Origin of the sequence: Sphingobium sp., from assembly GCF_049304695.1 — a bacterium.
Classification (GTDB): Bacteria; Pseudomonadota; Alphaproteobacteria; order Sphingomonadales; family Sphingomonadaceae; genus Sphingobium.
On record NZ_JBAQOK010000018.1, the window covers coordinates 1 to 17,178 of the forward strand.

General features: G+C 61.8%; 18 protein-coding genes and 2 pseudogenes. 5 read left to right on the plus strand and 15 right to left on the minus strand.

Going from position 1 to position 17,178, the window contains the following annotated elements; all coding sequences use genetic code 11:
* The 6 genes and pseudogenes from WA070_RS02460 to WA070_RS02485 all read right to left on the minus strand — a co-directional run.
* A pseudogene (locus WA070_RS02460) lies at positions 1-225 on the minus strand (hypothetical protein); the annotation flags it as partial.
* A 159-nt stretch (positions 226-384) separates the two neighbouring features.
* Positions 385-603, minus strand: coding sequence for a hypothetical protein (locus tag WA070_RS02465; RefSeq protein ID WP_043152356.1), 219 nt, complete (start codon positions 601-603; stop codon positions 385-387).
* A 12-nt stretch (positions 604-615) separates the two neighbouring features.
* The gene (locus tag WA070_RS02470; RefSeq protein WP_422632615.1) at positions 616-1,914 is read right to left on the minus strand and encodes a hypothetical protein; all 1,299 of its coding nucleotides are present in this window, start codon (positions 1,912-1,914) and stop codon (positions 616-618) included.
* A 12-nt stretch (positions 1,915-1,926) separates the two neighbouring features.
* Positions 1,927-3,129, minus strand: coding sequence for an ATP-binding protein (locus WA070_RS02475; RefSeq protein WP_051520058.1), 1,203 nt, complete (start codon positions 3,127-3,129; stop codon positions 1,927-1,929).
* Positions 3,130-3,223: 94 nt separating this feature from the next.
* Positions 3,224-3,787 (minus strand): hypothetical protein, encoded by a 564-nt coding sequence (locus tag WA070_RS02480; RefSeq protein WP_235955188.1) that lies wholly within the window; start codon positions 3,785-3,787, stop codon positions 3,224-3,226.
* A gap of 65 nt (positions 3,788-3,852) precedes the next feature.
* Positions 3,853-5,421 (minus strand): ATP-binding protein, encoded by a 1,569-nt coding sequence (locus WA070_RS02485; RefSeq protein ID WP_422632616.1) that lies wholly within the window; start codon positions 5,419-5,421, stop codon positions 3,853-3,855.
* A gap of 246 nt (positions 5,422-5,667) precedes the next feature.
* Here WA070_RS02485 and WA070_RS02490 point away from each other — a divergent pair, with 246 nt between their 5' ends.
* The gene (locus tag WA070_RS02490; protein WP_169574820.1) at positions 5,668-5,847 is read left to right on the plus strand and encodes a hypothetical protein; all 180 of its coding nucleotides are present in this window, start codon (positions 5,668-5,670) and stop codon (positions 5,845-5,847) included.
* Complete coding sequence (locus WA070_RS02495; RefSeq protein WP_169574819.1) at positions 5,847-7,244, plus strand: DUF6880 family protein; 1,398 nt, start codon at positions 5,847-5,849, stop codon at positions 7,242-7,244. Before WA070_RS02490 ends, WA070_RS02495 begins: the two co-directional genes overlap by 1 nt.
* A gap of 37 nt (positions 7,245-7,281) precedes the next feature.
* Here the strand turns inward: WA070_RS02495 and WA070_RS02500 are convergent, their stop codons facing one another.
* The 3 genes from WA070_RS02500 to WA070_RS02510 all read right to left on the minus strand — a co-directional run bounded on the left by WA070_RS02500 (position 7,282) and on the right by WA070_RS02510 (position 9,861).
* Positions 7,282-8,238, minus strand: a complete 957-nt coding sequence (locus WA070_RS02500; RefSeq protein ID WP_169574818.1) for a hypothetical protein — start codon at positions 8,236-8,238, stop codon at positions 7,282-7,284.
* A gap of 120 nt (positions 8,239-8,358) precedes the next feature.
* Positions 8,359-8,571: a hypothetical protein gene (locus tag WA070_RS02505; RefSeq protein WP_169574817.1), complete on the minus strand. Its 213-nt coding sequence runs from the start codon at positions 8,569-8,571 to the stop codon at positions 8,359-8,361.
* A 93-nt stretch (positions 8,572-8,664) separates the two neighbouring features.
* Positions 8,665-9,861, minus strand: a complete 1,197-nt coding sequence (locus WA070_RS02510; RefSeq protein WP_169574816.1) for a DUF932 domain-containing protein — start codon at positions 9,859-9,861, stop codon at positions 8,665-8,667.
* 189 nt (positions 9,862-10,050) lie between these two features.
* Between WA070_RS02510 and WA070_RS02515 the strand changes: the two genes are divergently transcribed.
* Positions 10,051-10,323: a hypothetical protein gene (locus WA070_RS02515; protein ID WP_019052737.1), complete on the plus strand. Its 273-nt coding sequence runs from the start codon at positions 10,051-10,053 to the stop codon at positions 10,321-10,323.
* Between the two features lie 13 nt (positions 10,324-10,336).
* Positions 10,337-10,864: a type II toxin-antitoxin system VapC family toxin gene (locus WA070_RS02520; protein ID WP_422632617.1), complete on the plus strand. Its 528-nt coding sequence runs from the start codon at positions 10,337-10,339 to the stop codon at positions 10,862-10,864.
* A gap of 51 nt (positions 10,865-10,915) precedes the next feature.
* Here WA070_RS02520 and WA070_RS02525 read toward each other — a convergent pair whose 3' ends face one another.
* From WA070_RS02525 to WA070_RS02545, 5 genes are all read right to left on the minus strand, one after another.
* Positions 10,916-11,257 (minus strand): hypothetical protein, encoded by a 342-nt coding sequence (locus WA070_RS02525; protein WP_169574814.1) that lies wholly within the window; start codon positions 11,255-11,257, stop codon positions 10,916-10,918.
* A 32-nt stretch (positions 11,258-11,289) separates the two neighbouring features.
* A complete protein-coding gene (locus WA070_RS02530; protein ID WP_169574813.1) occupies positions 11,290-12,108 on the minus strand; it encodes an N-6 DNA methylase in 819 nt (272 codons plus the stop codon).
* 117 nt (positions 12,109-12,225) lie between these two features.
* On the minus strand, positions 12,226-12,924 hold the full coding sequence (locus tag WA070_RS02535) for a hypothetical protein (RefSeq protein WP_169574812.1): 699 nt from the start codon (positions 12,922-12,924) through the stop codon (positions 12,226-12,228).
* A 44-nt stretch (positions 12,925-12,968) separates the two neighbouring features.
* Positions 12,969-13,631: a hypothetical protein gene (locus tag WA070_RS02540; RefSeq protein ID WP_169574811.1), complete on the minus strand. Its 663-nt coding sequence runs from the start codon at positions 13,629-13,631 to the stop codon at positions 12,969-12,971.
* The gene (locus WA070_RS02545; protein ID WP_169574810.1) at positions 13,624-14,109 is read right to left on the minus strand and encodes a hypothetical protein; all 486 of its coding nucleotides are present in this window, start codon (positions 14,107-14,109) and stop codon (positions 13,624-13,626) included. The genes WA070_RS02540 and WA070_RS02545 overlap by 8 nt, the downstream gene beginning before the upstream one ends.
* Positions 14,110-14,296: 187 nt before the next feature.
* Between WA070_RS02545 and WA070_RS02550 the strand changes: the two genes are divergently transcribed.
* Positions 14,297-15,178: a MucR family transcriptional regulator gene (locus WA070_RS02550; RefSeq protein ID WP_169574809.1), complete on the plus strand. Its 882-nt coding sequence runs from the start codon at positions 14,297-14,299 to the stop codon at positions 15,176-15,178.
* Between the two features lie 100 nt (positions 15,179-15,278).
* On the opposite strand, the pseudogene WA070_RS02555 reads toward WA070_RS02550, so the two are convergent.
* Positions 15,279-17,066, minus strand: a pseudogene (locus WA070_RS02555) (strawberry notch C-terminal domain-containing protein); the annotation flags it as partial.
* Positions 17,067-17,178 lie beyond the last annotated feature (112 nt).

A 17,178-nucleotide genomic window follows, 5' to 3' on the forward strand; every position in this document is an offset into this window, starting at 1 on the left:
GAGATCGATCGTGCGGGTGGCGATCGAGCCCGTCAGGCGGCCGTTCTGATTGAAGATTTCACCGATGTTCATCGTCTTGACCTTTCGAATGTCGCTCGAAATCCATTTTCCGGCGACACCCTCCCCGTCCCTTCTCTCCTCTCTGTCCCGCCCTTGCCCCGCGCGCCGCCCGTCGAAGGAACAGCGCTCCCCATCCTTCCCGCGCGACGCTCGCCCCTCCGCCACCCGCAGCCCTGCGACCGGCCCACAATTCAGCGCAAAACCCCGGCAGGACGGGTCGCCAATACAGCCCTGCCGGGGGCAGCGCAGGTGGATGGCGCGCGAGGCTGAAGGCGCGGTGGGGCTACGGTCGGGCGAATAGCGGTAGCGGTGCGCATGGTGAGATCATGCCGCCATCGCCAGCCAGCGATCCGGCCAGGCCGGCGGCCTTGTCGTCACCCGATAGGCCTGCAAGGGTACGATCCCGCGGATGACATAATGCGGGATGCCGGTGTCCCGCCGAAGATTGAGGGCGATTTTATAGGCGTGATCGAATGAGCATAAGCGGCGTCGGCAAGGTGACAACCGGGCGGGCAGATCGGACGAGGGCATCATGGCCTCCATGCTGGAATAGGATCAGGCAGCGATTGACCGGTTTGCATCGACCGCCGCAGCGGCGTTAAGTGCAAGCAGGCTTTGGAGCGTGACGGGTGTGCGATTTGCCCGCCGGGTCCTGGGGCCTCGGGACGGTCTGGCCGGATCGTTGAACCGACAGCCGATACGTGCGGCGCGCTTACCGATGACGGCGGGATCGCGGCCAAGCGCATGGGCGACATCGACCATCGAAACGCCATGGGTCCAGGCGTTACGGATCGCCCGGTCCTCATGCGCGCTGAATGCGCGCATGAAGCCATGCACCAGCCCCAGACGGTTGGCATGATAAAGGACAGCGCGCACGCCGCGACCAAGGTCTTTGGCAATGTCCCGTGTCGGTACCTTGCCATAATCCGCTCGCAACCGAGCTTCTTCCCCGGCCGTCCAGACAGGTCCCTGCCGAAACCCGTCGCGGCGGACATGCGTGCCGCGCAAGCCAAGCGCCTCTGCACGCCAGCGGATGGAATGCGGGCTGCGGCCAAGCCGCTCCCGCAGGGGCGTAAGGCTCGCCCCGGTAGCGTAGGCGTGGCGCAGCAGCTCGTCTTCCTCGATGATCCACGGCCTGCCCCACCCTCTGCCGTAACCCAGTTTGCGAAGGCGTTGGCCAAGGCTGCGACTGTTCCGGGCCGGAAATCCCTCAGAAGCGAGCGCCCTGGCAATGACGACATAGGGCACGCCTGTGGCCGCGAGTGTGAGTGCGCGAGCCATTTCCGCGTCGCTCCAGTCGTCCGGCTGGCAGGCATGGCGCAAACCCAGCGCCGAAGCGCGGGAGATGACGCCAGCGAAGGGACGGCCGATGAGGCTGGCAATCTGGGCGACGGGAACACCCTTGGCGTAACCGGCGCGAAGCTGTGCATCTTCCCAACCGCTATAGGGCGGCGATCCGGGCTCGGAGAGTCCGAGCAGTTGCGCACGGGCATAAAGGGCGCTCACAGCGCGGCCGAGGCGGGCGGCCAGTGTCGCGGTTGGTTCGTGCATATAGCAGCGCGCCAGTTCCTCATCCTCCCACGCGATCCAGGATCGCCGCGAGTTTCGGCGGAGGCCAAGATCATAGATACGCGTGGCGATGCTGGCACGCGATCGGCCCAGCACTGTGGCAATCTCCTCTAGCGTGCAGTCATCGGCGAAGGCGGCGCGCAAACGCAGCGTTTCATCGGGGAGCCATGCGTCGGCACGGAAAGCCAGTTCGGCAAGTGGCGCGGTTGTACCCGTTTGCTGGTCAGGGACGAACGGGGTGAGTTCGACGATTTCAGCGTCGAGATCGAAGCTTGTCTCTTTCATGGCACTCTCCGTTCAGACCAGGCCGATAACGGGCGTATCGACGACACGCAGGCGCAACCGGGCCGACAGCCGCGCGATCCGCGTATCGCCGCGCGGCATGGTGTCGGACGCACCGATCGCGGCGAGCAGGTCGAGCCCGGCATCGATATCGTTCGCAGGCAGGGCAAGGTGCCGCACCAGATCGTCCGCCGTGGTGGCGTTGGGCGCTATGCTGCCCAGCGCGCCGACAATCCGTGCAGCGGCGGGGGCGGCGGGATCGAGGAGGAAGGCGTCGAGCGCGCGTTGGCCTCGCATGGTCACCTGGTTCCCTCTGGTCGGCGCGACCTCGCGCAGGGTGTCAAGATCGAGCAGGGTCCGGCTTTCATCGGCATCAAGATCGGCGGCAGCGACTAGATCAGGCGTGCGCCCGATATGGGGGGTGATCGTGGGATCGATCTTCGCCAGCACTGGGATCGCCGCGAGCGCGGGGCCAAAGGCGAAGAATTCGCCGGGCGGAAGCTGGCGCAGCAGCGCCGCCTGATCGCTGCCGAACCCGAGAAGATCGGCAGCGCGCGCAACATCGCGGTCGAAGACATTGAGGCCGATCAGATGATTGTGCAGTTCGGAAACCACCGAACTTGCGAGCTTGGCGAGACGCTGGGTCGCGATGATCGTACCGATCCCGCGCTTGCGACCCCGCGCGCACATATCCGTCAAGGTGGCGACGCCCAGACGGCGGGTCTCCGCGTCGCGGGCCGAGGCTGCCATATGTGGCGCGAGCAGATGCGCCTCGTCGATACATACCAGCACGGTGTGAGCCCAATGTTCGCGCGGCGTCGAAAGCAGGCCCGCAAAGAAGGCCGCCGCTTTCTCGATGCGATGATCGGGCTCCAGATCGGTAAGGTCGAGATGGAGGGCGATACGATGCTGCCGCGTTCGCAGCGCGAGCGCTGTGAGACCATCATTGGCATATTCGCGTGCGATGACCGTCGTTGCGCCGATATGGGTAGCAAGGTTGGCGAACTCGCCTTCCGGGTCGACAATGATGGTCGTGAGATAGTCGAAGGCTTCTTCGATGATCCGGCGCAGCGTCTGGCTTTTGCCCGCACCCGAAGATCCCTGAATCAGACAGCGCCCCGACATCAGCTTGCCGAGATCCAGTTCGAGCGGACCCGTTGAAGAGCGGCCGAGCGGGACTTTCGTGTCACGGGTGAAATCATGGTTGGCGATGGTCATCTGATGTCCTTCTTCACCCGGCGTCGCGCAGAGCGGCCGGAGATGCTGGTCGAGGAAATGGGCTTGACGCGATAAGTGGCTGGCGGCCTGGCGATCAGGGATGCTTGTGCTGCGATCCCTCGATCGACTGTTCGGAGAGCGTGGTGTCCTTTTCACAGGCCTCGCAAAAAGCTGCGTCGAACACAGCGCCGAGCGCCCAGTCCTGGGCATCATCGTCCCAGCGCGCCCAGGCATCGCGCATCACCTCGGCGCTGCCACATGCAGAACAGCGGATCGTGATCCTGGCAGCGGGGTTTGCGGCATTGACCGATTTCCCCGCGTCGCCCGTTGCCTCCCCCTGCCCTGCTGCGAAGACCGGGAACCGATCGGAAGGCGGTTCATCACGGTCGAAGCTCAGCCAATTCGCTCCAGCCTTGCGGGCGTCCGACAGCAAAGCCCAGAATTCGGGCGAAAGCCCATCGGGGCGATCGGGCCAGTCATCGATGAAGCCAAGATGGACCCAGAAGCCATATTGGTGGGCCTCGATCGACAAGATCGGATGATCGACGATGATCCGGCCGCTCCTTCGCGGCGCGTACTGGATCAGCCGGTCGATGGCGTCATTCTCGGCGCGGGGAAGGTGCGCTGTCGAACAGGCGCAGACGGGGAAGCGGCGCATGGCCGGTCTCCTTGATTGGGTTGGGACAGGGGCGACAGGCGCGGCGAGCAAACTCAGGCGCCCGTTCAATTCGGCAAGAAATCGACCGTGATGGCACCGCGCTCGGCGTGAATGACGATCTTGCGATCGAGCGGGATCAGCCAGCTCAGATTATCCCATGCGCTCATGTTGATGGCTTCCAGGGTGGCAGCGTCCTCCCCAAGGAGGATATGCGTAGCGTGCTGCCGCGCCTCGCGTTCGAAGGATCGCGACTGGGTGTCCCAGCTGTCGCAGTCGCCATCATCAGCCCCACAGAAGATCGTCGCATAGATCATGCGGCTCAGTCTGTCCGGGGTGATACCATCATCGCGCGTGGCCAGGATGATGGCCCCCTCAATATCCCAACCGCCATTGCGGCAGACGAGCGCCGGGATTTCGATGGAATGGACGCTGTGTGGCGCGTTCGTGCGACCGGTTTCACAAACCGTCAGCTCGATGACGATCCGGTCGACCAGGCCACAAGCGAAATCGGCGGGGAGACACATGTCGTCGTCATAGCGATGCACGGAGCCTTCCTGGTCGATGCGCAGGGAAATATCCCTGATCACCGGGAGCGTGTCATACCAGGCGTAGCCTTGCAGCGCGTCTTCCGCCTCGACGAGTTGCACATCCTCAATGGGCGGTTTGCCCCGCGCCAGCGCAAGCGCCTGCGCGATATCGGGTTCCAGGGCGGGGACAACGAGCATTGCGCCTTCAGGAGCGATCATGCGGCTGCTTCGCCCATGACAATCGTCGGCGGTCTGCGGCCGCCAGATCGCCAGCCCTGAGCGCGCCTGCGGCAGCGTGACGCCCAGCTCGCACGCCCGCTGCCAGGCGGTAAAAGGCAGCCGGTGGTCTGGCCGGGTAGCGATGGCTCTGAATATGATCCGCTCAGCCGCTTCGAGAAGCGCCTTCAACGCCGCGTTGTCGATAACCTCCTTGCGCGCCGGCAGAACCATATCAATTTTCGGCGCATCCATAATATCGATCCGGACCGTCCAGAGACTGCCGCTATCCTTTTCTTCCCGCACCGTCGGCAAGGCGCATTTGACGCGGTGCCCGTGAAAATTGATGCGTTGGTCTCTTGGCCAATCAGGATCCCGGTCATAGACACCGATACGGCAGCCGCAGGCGTTTTCGACAAACATGGCGTCCTTGAGGAAGTCTTCGCGGGGCAGCAGCGCCCCGTTCAAAGTGACCGGCAAGGGATAGTGACGGGCTGCATCGGCGACGACCGCAGACAAGCCTTGCTTCCAGTCGGGCGGCAGTTCGATCGAGATCAGCGTGCCCCAACCGATCATGGCCGGGGCGATGGCAAGCGGCACGCCGCTGTCCCATGCATGCGCCGGGATCTCGACTTTCCAGGCCGTGGCGGCAGAGGGGGAGAAGGACTGGATTTCGACCGCGCGGCCGGCAAGGCTGAACATGCCCATGCCGGCCGGGTCTTCGCTGCGGGCAATGTCATCGCTCCAGCCCGAATGGCCCAACATCAGCAGGGCGGCTGGATCGTCGATGCCGCAGCCATCATCGCGGATGTGCAGAAGGTATCGGCCGTCCTGTTCGGTCGGATCGACCGTGATGCAGGTGGCGCCGGCGCGTCTGGCATTCTGGAACATCTCATGAAGGCAGTCCCGGCTGTCGCCTGAAAAAAGGCGTGAAGCGCGGCGGATCGCGTCCGGACTGACGGCACTATGGATCGTTGGGGGAAGGGGCATGGCGGTCTCCTTGGGTTCTCCGGACTGGAACCCATCATCCCCTCCCCTCTTCCTCCCCTCCATTTGTCGTCAAAAGGCATGGTGCCCGTTGCGGCCCATGTGCAAGCTGCTGTTGCGGCAGCGGTCCCCGGCTGCGAAGAACGAGGAATGCCTCAGGATATAGATTCGCAACTGACCGCCTTGCTCCGGCGCCTGCCGGACTGGATGCGCCGGGACATCGCCGCCACCGATCTGGCACGGCGCGAACGGGCCGAGGAGGCACTGCACGCCATGCTGCTTGCCCTGATCCAGGGAACAGCAGGGTCGGTATCAGGGCAGGACGGCTGATGGCTGCCTCCAGGCAGGGCAGTCGCGGTTCGGGCAAGATGACGTCCGAAGCGATCGCGGCGCTGGGAGCCGGTCGCCTTGCCCGGCTTGTTCTCGCCCAGGCCGAGCGTGACGCCGTCTTCGCCCGCGCCGTCCGCATGGAACTGGCGGCCAAGCACGATGGCGTCGCGCTGGCCCACGAGATCGACAAGCGACTGAATACCATCCGGCGTTCGCGCGGGTTCGTCGAATGGGACAAGGCCCCTGCACTCGCGCGCGAACTCGATCAGTTACGCGAAGCGATCATGGGGCCGCTGGCCGAACACTCTCTGAGCCAGACGATCGATAGCATGCGGCTGTTCCTGAGCCTTGCCGAGCCGGTGTTCGAAAGGTCGGACGACAGCAGCGGGTCGCTTGGCGAGATATTCCGGCAGGGCGGTGAGGATCTTGGCCGACTATGGTGCCAGGCGGACATGTCCGATGTCGAACTGCTGGCAGGTAACATTCTGATGCTTGTCGAGGGCGACGGTTATGGCGTCTTCGACGATCTGCCGGAAGCGGCTTCTCCAGCCTTGGGGCAGAAAGGCCGCGCAGCCTTGCGCGCGATGCTGCTTGAGCGGCAGGCGGCCAAGACAGGGAATGACCGGCGACAGTTCGACTATAAGGTCGGCTGGCTGCTACCCAAACTCGCCGATCTCGACGGCGATGTGGACGCCTATATTGCAACTGTCGATCCCGATCGTCGCAACCCCGTACTCAATGCGCAGGTGGCCGCCCGATTGATCGCACATGGTCGTGCGGCAGAAGCCCTTGACTGGATCGACGCACCGCTTGAGCGCAGCCATAACGAGCGCGAGCTTGCCGATCTCAAATTACGGGCCTTTGAGGCGCTCGGCCGCAGGGACGATGTACAGGCGCAGCGCAAGGCGATCTTCGACCGCTGGCTCGACGGGCAGGTACTGCGCAACTGGCTCAGGGCTTTGCCCGATTTCGAGGATGTCGCTGCGGAGAGGCAAGCCCTCGATCAGGCCATGACCTATGATCGAGCGACATCGGCACTGGAATTCCTCATTGCCTGGCCCGATCTCAAGCGCGCGGGCAGGCTGACCAGGGAAAGGCTCGAAGGTCTGGAAGCCCGGGCCTATGACATTCTGCGTCCTGCCGCCGAGGCATTGTCTCAGGCCGATCCGGGTGGGGCCACCTTGCTCTATCGCCGACTGGTGACTGGCGTACTCGACCGGGCGAGTTCGAAATATTACCCCTATGCCGCGCGGGACTTTGCAGCCGCGACGGATTTGGCCGACCGTATCGCAGGCGATGTCGATGTCGTACCGCATGAGGACTGGCTGGCCGATCTTCGCAAGGTGCATGGACGCAAGATCGGCTTCTGGAATCAAGTCGCGGGGAAATTCGGATAATCGCGGAGAAGCCGGGGCGGCCAAATTGGAAACCTCCCTACCAATGGTGGAGCGGCAGTCCGTCGACGTCACCGCCGTCACAGTCGAAGAGCAGGAACTGGAAGCCGCGCGCGCGGCCGAAGGCGATGAGGCGCAGGAGGTCCTGCGGCAGTTGCGCACGGCGGTCATCATCAATGGCGCGCGTCGGCACGAACCAGCCATAGACCGAAGCCGCGATGTCGATCGGTCGATCACTGGGCGGCCAGGACGCCCAGTGATCGAGGCATGAGGCGGTATGGACCGTGAGATGGGCGGTCGACAGCACGCAATAGCGACCCTGCTCGATCGATCCGGCGACGAGCGCGCGCTGATGTGCGACGGGCGCAATACGCATGCGATCCTTCGTGCAGCTTTCCGACGGATGACATTCGAAATAGCTTGATATCGCTTCGGTGTCGGACAGGTTATTCGGGTCGCGCGCGTCGTCAATCTCGCTCCAATATTCACGGCAATAAGCAGCGATTTCCACGTCGAGCGCCGTCGCGTCGACCGCGACGTGGATATTCATTCCATGCCGATGTTCAATCACGGCAGTGTGGACCTCTATCGCCAGATAGTCCTCATGGCTGGTCCCGATTGCGGGTTGGAGGGTTGCGTCATATCCTATAGGTGGAAACGACGTCGATCTGACGTACCGAACGGGCGCAGTTGCGCGAATGACCGGAAGGCGCGGATCTGACCAGTCGATCGTGTCGGCAATCCAACGGGGCACGAAATCCCAGTCGAACGACAACGGATATTCGCCTTCTACTGTACGCCATGCGGACTCCACCGCATCGACCCAGCCTACCACGATTAGACGCAGCGCCGCCGTGCCGAGCGTATCGACGCATGTGCGCAAGGCGAGCGCCAGACTGCTTGCATCGGGAGTGGTCTCTGGCCGATCGCGCAGTTCGAGGACGGCTTCCCAAAGACAAGCAGCGGTTTCGAGATGGGATAATGTGTAGCGGGTCATGGAGATGGCTCCAGGGGGAGGTGGCACGGCGCCCACGGTTCGGACAGCGGCTGGATCGGCACACCCATCACAGGATTTCGGCTTGGAAGAGATGTCATCGAGATTGATTGCAGAGCATGATCAGGCCGTGCGGACGGTAGCGGTTCGGCTGAGGTCGGGAATGCGCGCATCGTCATAGACACTGTTTACCGACATCTGCAGCGCCTGTTGCTCCGCAGCAAACCAGGTGGATGCAGGAACAGTGTAGGTCTCGGTGGCATAGTATTCGCCGCCGCTGAAGAAGGCGATGTCGACGATAAATTGCGGCAGGGGCGGGGACGAATGGGCGCGCATGGCGGCATCCTTTCATGACAATGGCCACCCCGGCGCTTGACCGGGATGGCGAGGAAGAAGGTGGAGAAGGCATGAGAGCGGCGGCGCCGGGCCTCAAAGCGCCTGTTCGAGCAGCTTTCTGGCCTTGTTTTCCAGGTCGAGGCGGCTGTCCTGATGCGGCTTCGATCGGGCCAGCGCCGTTATACCCTGGACGAAATCATAGATGGATTCCGGTGGACGGCCTTCCTCGGCCAGCACGGTCTGGATGATCTTTGCGGTCTCGGCCTTGGAAAAGCCGCGTTTGCGCAGGAAGGGTTCGCGCTCTTCCTCCTTGCGCGCGACGATCCGCTCGCGAGCGGCCTTGATGCCGGAGATGAAATGCGACGGCGAGGAGTTTGCGAAATGCTCGAGCGCGGGCGCGGCCTGATGGGCAAAACGGGCGCCGGCGAATTTCGAGTGGCGGATATTGACCTCCTCGAAATCCTCGACACCCCACAGACAGCGGTTGGCACACACGCCGCGCAGATAGAAAGTCGCGATCCCGAGTGTTTTAGAGCCGACCTCACTGTTCCAGGCGTAGAACCCTGGAAAATAAAGGTCGGGATCGCCATTTGGGAGCTTGCCAGCCTCGATAGGGTGCGTGTCGTCCACGAGGAACAGGAAAATGTCCCGGTCCGATGCGTAGAGCGTGGTCGTCTCCCTGGTGATATCGACATGCGGGTTGTAGGTCATGCTGCCCCAGTCGATGGTTCCAGGCACCTTCCAGCGCGTGTCGCCGACGCCATCGCCGGCAAAGGCCATCACCGCCTGGACCAGTTCCCAGTCGAAGATCCTGCCATATTCCGACCCGGTCGCCGCCCGCAATTCGGTGCGACCATTCTCGGTCTGGAGCAGTTTGACCTGCTCGCCACGGTGGTTGATCAACCCATGCTGCAGGTTGATGCCGGCAAGCGCGGCAGGAAGCTGGCGCAGATAAGAGGCCGGGGCACCGACGAGACTTGCTACCTGGCCGAAAGACCAGTTGGTGGGGGCAAGCGGTCGATCATCGCCAGGCGCCACCAGCATCAGTCGCTCTGGATTGTCGCTTTTCGCCTCGACCCGGATCGACCGGCTTTCAACGATACGCGTGGTCGCACGGTCCGCGCGGCCGCGCACGGCATCATAGAGACTGGTCAGCGAGAGATATTTCTCATCGTCGGGACGGGAGAACCACTCGGACGATACGCGGCTGCTCATGCGTCCGCGCGAGACATCGATCCGATAGGGCGCCGTGACGCGGGGGCTTTCGTTCATGGGGGCAAGGGTCGCCATGGAAATCGTCTCCTTGAGATGCAGAGCGACAGGCGCTTCACCGCCCCTGTCACATCCCCGCCCCTCACCTCCCCTTCCCTTCGCGTGCCGCGATATCGGTTTCACGAGACCCCGACCGGCGGCGGCAGGTACGACGGCGACTTGTATGTTTTACAAATTGGCGTATATGTTCAACGAAAGGAGGCCGTGATGGCGACGAAGCACGAGGATCATCTGTCCCAGCGACATGGAGCGGTCGTGGCCGCTGCCAAGGCGGCGGGTTTGCTGTCGGGCACGAACAGCGCGGTCGGCGCCCGCGTGCCACGCGAACTCATCGATCGCGCCAAGATGCGCAGCGGCATCGCCTCGACCACAGATCTCGTCGAATATGCGCTCGCAAAAGTGGCGCTCGAAGATGATTTTGGAGCCAGGCTTGTGCGCCGAAAGGGCACGATCCCTGCGGATATTGCGCTTGGGATTTGATCGTAAGGCCTCCTTGCGCAGGATCAGGCCGCAGCGATCTGGCGCCAGGCTGTCGCGACGGCCCGAAAAGGAATTGCCGCTGGTTCACAAGGCCGCTGTCATAGGCCGCGAACTTCTGCTCGACACGTGCGTCTATATTGACGTGCTTCAGGGTAAGACACCGGTTGAAGTAGACTGTTTGCTGGAAAACCGGATCGTCAATCATTCCTGCGTGGCGCTTGCCGAAATGACCCATTTGATGGGCGCGCTCGATCCTGCCGACAAGCGCACGGCGTCGGTCCTCAAGACGCTGGGACGGACCATCGACGATATCCCGGAGCATCGCCTCAGCGCGCCCTCCTCCCGCATGTTCGGAGAGGCCGGTATGCTGGCAGGCATGGTCACACGGCTTTGCGGCCAACCCCATTCGATCGCCCTGCTCAACGATGCGCTGCTGTTTCTGCAGGCTGCGGCGACCGGCTGTGACCTGCTGACCGGCAACCGGCGCGATTTCGATTTTTTCGATCAGATCATTCCTGGGACGGGCGTCATCCTGTATTGACCCGTCACATAGGCACGGGAAACCGACCATGATCTCGACCGCCAGGATCGGTCAGGCAACATGCCAGCAGCACCAGCGTTCAGCCGCCTGCCGTGGACTGAGCAGGCCATGATTGCCGGCGCACCATGAACGAAAAGAAGGATCGAGCGCGAGTCCCGGATCGGCGAGCCGGTCGATGACGTCCTGCATGTAGCGATCGACTGGAGCGATGGCGGCCCCGGCTCGAACGTGAGCGACCGCAGCCTGAAGCTGCGTCACCATTTTCTCGGCTTCATCGATCGAAATATCCTCGACGGCGCGCATGCCGCCGCGCGGTCCGCAAATGGCCAATGTTATGATTGCCGTGCCAGACGGAATCCGGCCCAGAGCGTCGATATGGACATGTCGGGACATGCCAATCTCCTATGATGTGAGGCGCGAGAATGTCAGAAGAGGCTCAACTGTCGCGGCATCGATCGCTGCGATGCCCCTGGTTCGTGCGATGGCGGAACGGCGCCTTGCGATGGTGATGTCGCGGCGGTGACGGTGGTCGCGCGTTGGGCGGTCTCAGCCACGGGTTCATGACGTTGGCGAAGGGAGAGCCGAGCGGTCCATCCCCCCAATATATGCGCCGGGGTGAACCAATTGTCCTGCATCTCGCCTGATAGGGAGTTTCCGACCATGAGATGTGCTGGAATATGAAGCAATGAGAGTTGAACATAGGCCATGTGGATCGCACGCGGATCGATATCGATCGCCGTCACATGAAGGTGCCGCTGATAGTTATGCCCGATATCGCGCATGGCCTCGGCAAGCGCGATCACCATAGATCCAGCGCCGCATGCGGGCTCCATGGCGGTCACGAAGCCGTGCTGCGCGATCATCGCTTCCACATTTTCGCGACTCCCCAGAGTGGCCTGCGCCATGCAGCGGCTGAGCGCATAGGGTGTGAAATATTGCCCGCGCGCCTTGCTGTGAAGGTCAAGCTCGTGGAACAGGCTGCCGAGCACGTCGCCAGGCCCGGCCTCGAGAGCCCGGACCAGTTCGGCGAGAAGTTGCGGGAACAATTCGAGGATTTCGCGCGGGTAGCGCCCGACAATATCCAGATAACGAGCCTCGCGCGGTGCGCGAGCGCGCAGGTCGATACTGTTCGCCATGGCGATCGCGATCGCCTCCATACAGTCACCAAAGACGGTATAGAGGTCATAGCGCGGCTGGCTACGGCGCAAGAGCGCCGCCATGGCTTTGACATGCGGCTTGTGCATGAATGCCTCCGCAATTGACGATGAGATGGAACGGCGCCGAAAGGCCGAACAGCGACGGGCTTTCTTCTCAAGCCCTGTTTGCGTCCGACCGGCGTTTCGGCGGAGAGGAAATGGCGCTCAGGAAGCCCTTAGCCATTCGTAGAGAAGATGATCGTCAGGACCATATTGCGAGCCGATGGCGATCCGGATCAGACGGCCGTCGCAGGCGAAGGCAGAGGCCCTGGGAAAGGACAGGTAGGAACGACCTTCGAGGATCAGGTCGCCCGAGCGCACTTTGGTGATGTCGCGGGTCGTACCAAGCAGTCGATGACCAGACGGTGCGTCCAGAAGCTTCAGCCGATCACCTGCTTTTACGCGCTTCTTGAACGCCGCTAATGATAGGACCGTATCGACGGGATTGCGGATACCCTGACGTTTTGCCAATGCCGCCCAATAGGCCTGGCCGATGCGCGCTTCGCTGTAGAAACTGCATGACCAGAAATCCTGCACGGGATTGGTCCGCGTAAAGCCGAACCGTTCCATCTGATCGCGCACCTCGCCAATAAAAGCGTCCTGCGCTTCACGGCGGGTGAGGTCGTCAGGTGTATCGAGGATTTCCGCGATGACCTTGCGTCCGCCCGCAAATGTCTCGGTGCGGATCGCAAAGCTGGTGCCGGTAAAATGCTGGGCGAGATGGCGTTCAATCCGGGAGGCGAGCGATGGCAACGCTTCGCCAGCGCTGTATAGGTCGCCTTCATAATGGAAATTGCCGCGTTCGTCATGGTCGGTCTGGCTATACAGGCGCGCGGACGCGCCCGGCGCGTTAGCGTCGGTCATGATGTCATCCTTATGGCTCGATCAGATTTGGAGGGGCGGGTGCGTCAGGCCGACGGCACTTCCTTTGAAGGAGGCACGCTGTGGTCGGCCTCAGTTCGGGCAAGAGCCCAGTCGAGATAGCCAAGACGCGTGTCGCCGTTGGCGACTTCGGTCTGCCAATCGGCCGAGGGATATTGTGGATAGTCGATCCATGGATCAGGCGGTTCCACCGGTGGCGTCACTGCAGATCGGCCCAACCGACGCGCCAGTTCCTCCTGGGTGCTGGCAAATTCGACATGATCGGCAAATATCGCGCACCATCCTCCGCCAAAGGCGTCGCGACGTGGGCGCGAACAGCCATAGCTCCAGTCGAACCCGACAGGCGCGGTTTGCAAGCTCTCCTGGCAACAGCGTCGGATGAGTTCTGCAATCGGACCAGGCTGGAAGTCGGTCGTGCCATAAATGGCGACAATGCACTCGGCTGCTCCCGCAATCTCGATCTCAGCCCCGAAATGCGGGAAGTCCGGATCATCGAAGATTTCAAGCAAGCCGTTGAACGGATTAGCGAGATCGGTCGGCATGAAGGCGGCGAGGAATTCAGCGCTCGGTTCCCCCGGGGCAAAATCACCCAATAGATCGGACGCGTGCTGCCACGCCTCCTCGATCAGCGCGCTTTCACGGGCCGTGCAGGTGAACGCAAAGGAAGCTTGAACATAATGGTCAGCCATGGACCGGCTCCATCATTGCTTCATCGATCTGTTCTTCATCGATGAGCACCAGCGGCGGCGGGTTCTGGCGTGCAAGCTGATAGTCATTTTCGATTGCCGCGATGCTTCCCAGTTCTCGAATGCGTTCGATCGAGAAGATCTGCTGGTCATCTTCGGTCGTCAGATAGTGTCGTGGTTCGCCATGGCCCTTGTAAATGACGCGGACAGAGGGGAAGCTTCCCGCATATCCGCCTGACCATCGGACGTAGGGAAGGCCAAGACGTCGACAGCATGATTCGATTCTCCCGAAGCATCCATTGGCCACTTCGTGATCCATCAAGGTGAGAGGGTTATTTGCGGGAATATTGGCGGGATCGAAGGGCGTTCCGTCCCAATCGACAGCCGCATTGTCGTTGCCGATCGCCTGAACGAGAACGGAATATTGCGCGCGGGAGAGCACACCGCCTATCATGATATGCGCGGACACACGGTCGGCCATGACATGCCTTTCGTAGTTACTGGACTCCAGTCGGTCTCTCCATCCTCACCCCCTCCCCTTTACCGGACCGTATGACCGTCACTCATTCCCGTCTTGCATGAGCTGCAGATTCCCGCTTAGCTACAGCGCAGTTCCAGTCCGGCGATAACCGGCATCCTCCATTCGTTTCTCAACCAGGAGTCCTTTCGTGGCCGATACCGAGCAGCCTGATTTCACCGCAATGACGGTGCAGTTACTGAGCGCCTATTTCTCCAACAATCAGGTTCCGGCGGGCGACATCGCCGGCATCATCGAAGCGACCCGCGGCGCGCTCGAACGGAAGGCCGACGTGGAAGTGCCAGCGGCACCCGAGCATGTTCCTGCTGTATCGATCCGCAAGAGCCTTGGCTCACGCGAACACATCATCAGCATGCTTGATGGAAAACCGTACAAGACCCTCAAGCGGCATCTGGCAGTCAACGGGCTGACACCCGCCGAATATCGCGAGCGCTATAATCTTCCCAAGGATTATCCCATGGTCGCGCCTGCCTATTCGGAACAGCGGCGCGCCGTCGCGGAAAAGCTCGGCCTTGGACGGCGGGTTGGCGCGAAAGCACAGGATGCAGCTCCGGTGGTGGAAGCATCACCCGTTGTAGAGACGGCACCAGTTGTCGAAGTCGCGCCGGTAAGTACAACTGAGGCAAACCCCAAGCGCGGCCGTGGCAAGTCGGCCGCTGCCAAACCCAGCGTTCAAGCAGAAATCGTATCGTCCGAACCAAAGCCTGAACCTGCGACTGTACCCGCAAAAGCGGAGGCCGCGGCAATAAAGCCTGCCAGGAAGAAGCTGGGCGTACAAACCGCACCGCGAACTGCGAAGGCCCCGACAGCATCCGTGAAGGAGCCTTTGGAACCCGCAGTAGCAGAGCCCGCAAAGGCCAAACCTGCCAAGCCAGCCAACGGGAAAAGGACAGTTGGAAAGACCGCAACGCCAACAGCTGCGGCATCCACGAAGCCGAAAGGTGCAGGGCGGCGGGTATCCGGTGTAAAGCAGAAGAAAGCGCCTGTTCCAGCACCGACATCTACGGAATAATGGTCACCGACGAGATATGGGTTTATCCAACCCATATCTCGTCTGACCGCTGACCTTGCGAGCATCATCGGTCGCGCGATGGGGCGCACCGCGGCGAAGACTAGCTCCGCTCTGCCATAATCCTGGCAAGGATGTCGCCCGCACGGTCAGGAGGCAGGAAAATCCTGGTCTTGAAGGCGACGACCTCACTGAACGCTCCGCAAGCCTTCAACCAGGTCCGATCCTCGGGTCGATAGTCTCGTATTTCGAGGCGTGCACTGTCGTTGACATGAACCCGGGCAAGTCTGGCCGGACCAAGACCTGGGATCGATACTCCGCCCACCGAACGCGCACCATCGATGATTTCGTCGGGACCAAGAGCTGTCGCGCCATCGAGGCCGAATTCACTTTGAATCCGTTCCACGGCTGCTGGATGGATGATGCGACCCAGGATTGAACCGCCAGCGCCATCGTCGATCCGCCAGACGCGCACGTCATCTTCCGGCAATTTATGCCATATGGGCAGCAGCAGCCCGGTTGCCATGGTGATCGTTTCGACCATGAGATTTTTCATCGCTTCGGCCACTTCCCGCTCCCAAAAGACCTGGAAAGCATCGGGCTCGATCTCGCTCCAATGGCTGGCTTTTAGGGCCGCTCTATCCATGCGTAGCTGACCGCTGGGACGAATGAGATAGCAGCGTTCGATCCATTTGCCATCGTCGTCCTGTCCCGGCCATGTCGGCATGCGCAGTGCGACCCGGCCGGACCGGGCATTGCGGAGCCAGGCAGTATTGTCCGTGTTCTTGCAAATAAGCTGCAACGCAGCCCAGTTGGTAATCGGTGGCCGCCGGTGCAGTTCCAGACGCAAAAGCCGTGTCTCGGCGCCGATTACAGGATCGGTGCGCAGCAGACTGTCGGAAAGCAGAACCACTTTCTCGGCGCGGATGGTTTCAATGCCCAGGTCAAGCGTGCCGGCAGCGCGCGCAGCTTCGACGCGGTCCTCGACCAACCCCAGAAACTCCTCGAATATGCTGTTCTGCGTTGCGATCCGCAGTGCCAATATGCGGTTGAGCCAGCGATGAATGGGCGGCAAACGTTCCAGAAGTTCCCCGCCTTCGTCGCAAAGCTCGAGGCCCGTCATCTCCTGGAAATCAGCGAGCGAGACGCTGCGGAGTTTGCCCTCATAGAGGAGATGGAACCATTGAACGAGCGCATCGTGGGCATAGTCGGATTCCAGATTGTCGGAAGGATCGAACAGGTTTTGCGATCCGGTCTGGCGTTGCCCCCTGGTCAATGCGCCCAACGCTTCCAGACCGCAGATGATGGTGCTGAGGAAGCGCCGCTCCCCCCGGCAATCGGTGGTGAGCGGGCGATAGACGGGCGGCGTCAGCTGGTTCGTCCGATGGCTACGACCAAAGCCCTGTACCGCCGAGAGGATGCGGAACCCAAGTTCCAGCAGAAAATGCGCGCGGCGCCTGTGCGCGCTGGCACAGTTCCGATCGGAATGCATGGATCGTCCGGTACTCCCGGCCAGGGAAAAGGCGGCGATGTGCTTGCGGCCATCCTGAAAGGCCTGAACCTCGAACAGATTGGCCCGAGCGCTGCGCCGCTCAACCTTTTGTCGTCCGTTGATGTCGGGCACGATACGCCGCGAGCGCCCCGTAATCTCGGCGACCTGGTCGGTTCCGAAATGCGCGATAAGTGCGTCAAGCGCGGTCGGAATCGCGGGCAGTGCGCACAGCTCCTCGATCAATTCGTCGCGTGCGGCGATCGCCTGGCGGGAAAGCACCGGATTGCCCTCAGCATCGACCATCGGTTCAGCACGCATCGCGCCATCGTCGGCTCGAAAGACCCGCATCTGACGCACAGGAAAGCCGTTTTTCAAATAGTCGATCAAGGTTTCTTTGCAGTCGAGATTTATGTCGAGCGGTTCGCACGCAGGCGCGGATTTACGGGATGAAGACATCGATTTTACTCCAGATAATTAAGGTGCCCCCAGCCCCAACAAGCTGGAGGATCTA

Coding starts and splice junctions, on each gene's coding strand:
- WA070_RS02465 (WP_043152356.1), bottom strand. CDS start 603: ATGGAGGCCATGATGCCCTCGTCCGATCTGCCCGCCCGGTTGTCACCT.
- WA070_RS02470 (WP_422632615.1), bottom strand. CDS start 1,914: ATGAAAGAGACAAGCTTCGATCTCGACGCTGAAATCGTCGAACTCACC.
- WA070_RS02475 (WP_051520058.1), bottom strand. CDS start 3,129: ATGACCATCGCCAACCATGATTTCACCCGTGACACGAAAGTCCCGCTC.
- WA070_RS02480 (WP_235955188.1), bottom strand. CDS start 3,787: ATGCGCCGCTTCCCCGTCTGCGCCTGTTCGACAGCGCACCTTCCCCGC.
- WA070_RS02485 (WP_422632616.1), bottom strand. CDS start 5,421: ATGTTCCAGAATGCCAGACGCGCCGGCGCCACCTGCATCACGGTCGAT.
- WA070_RS02490 (WP_169574820.1), top strand. CDS start 5,668: ATGCCTCAGGATATAGATTCGCAACTGACCGCCTTGCTCCGGCGCCTG.
- WA070_RS02495 (WP_169574819.1), top strand. CDS start 5,847: ATGGCTGCCTCCAGGCAGGGCAGTCGCGGTTCGGGCAAGATGACGTCC.
- WA070_RS02500 (WP_169574818.1), bottom strand. CDS start 8,238: ATGACCCGCTACACATTATCCCATCTCGAAACCGCTGCTTGTCTTTGG.
- WA070_RS02505 (WP_169574817.1), bottom strand. CDS start 8,571: ATGCGCGCCCATTCGTCCCCGCCCCTGCCGCAATTTATCGTCGACATC.
- WA070_RS02510 (WP_169574816.1), bottom strand. CDS start 9,861: ATGGCGACCCTTGCCCCCATGAACGAAAGCCCCCGCGTCACGGCGCCC.
- WA070_RS02515 (WP_019052737.1), top strand. CDS start 10,051: ATGGCGACGAAGCACGAGGATCATCTGTCCCAGCGACATGGAGCGGTC.
- WA070_RS02525 (WP_169574814.1), bottom strand. CDS start 11,257: ATGTCCCGACATGTCCATATCGACGCTCTGGGCCGGATTCCGTCTGGC.
- WA070_RS02530 (WP_169574813.1), bottom strand. CDS start 12,108: ATGCACAAGCCGCATGTCAAAGCCATGGCGGCGCTCTTGCGCCGTAGC.
- WA070_RS02535 (WP_169574812.1), bottom strand. CDS start 12,924: ATGACCGACGCTAACGCGCCGGGCGCGTCCGCGCGCCTGTATAGCCAG.
- WA070_RS02540 (WP_169574811.1), bottom strand. CDS start 13,631: ATGGCTGACCATTATGTTCAAGCTTCCTTTGCGTTCACCTGCACGGCC.
- WA070_RS02545 (WP_169574810.1), bottom strand. CDS start 14,109: ATGGCCGACCGTGTGTCCGCGCATATCATGATAGGCGGTGTGCTCTCC.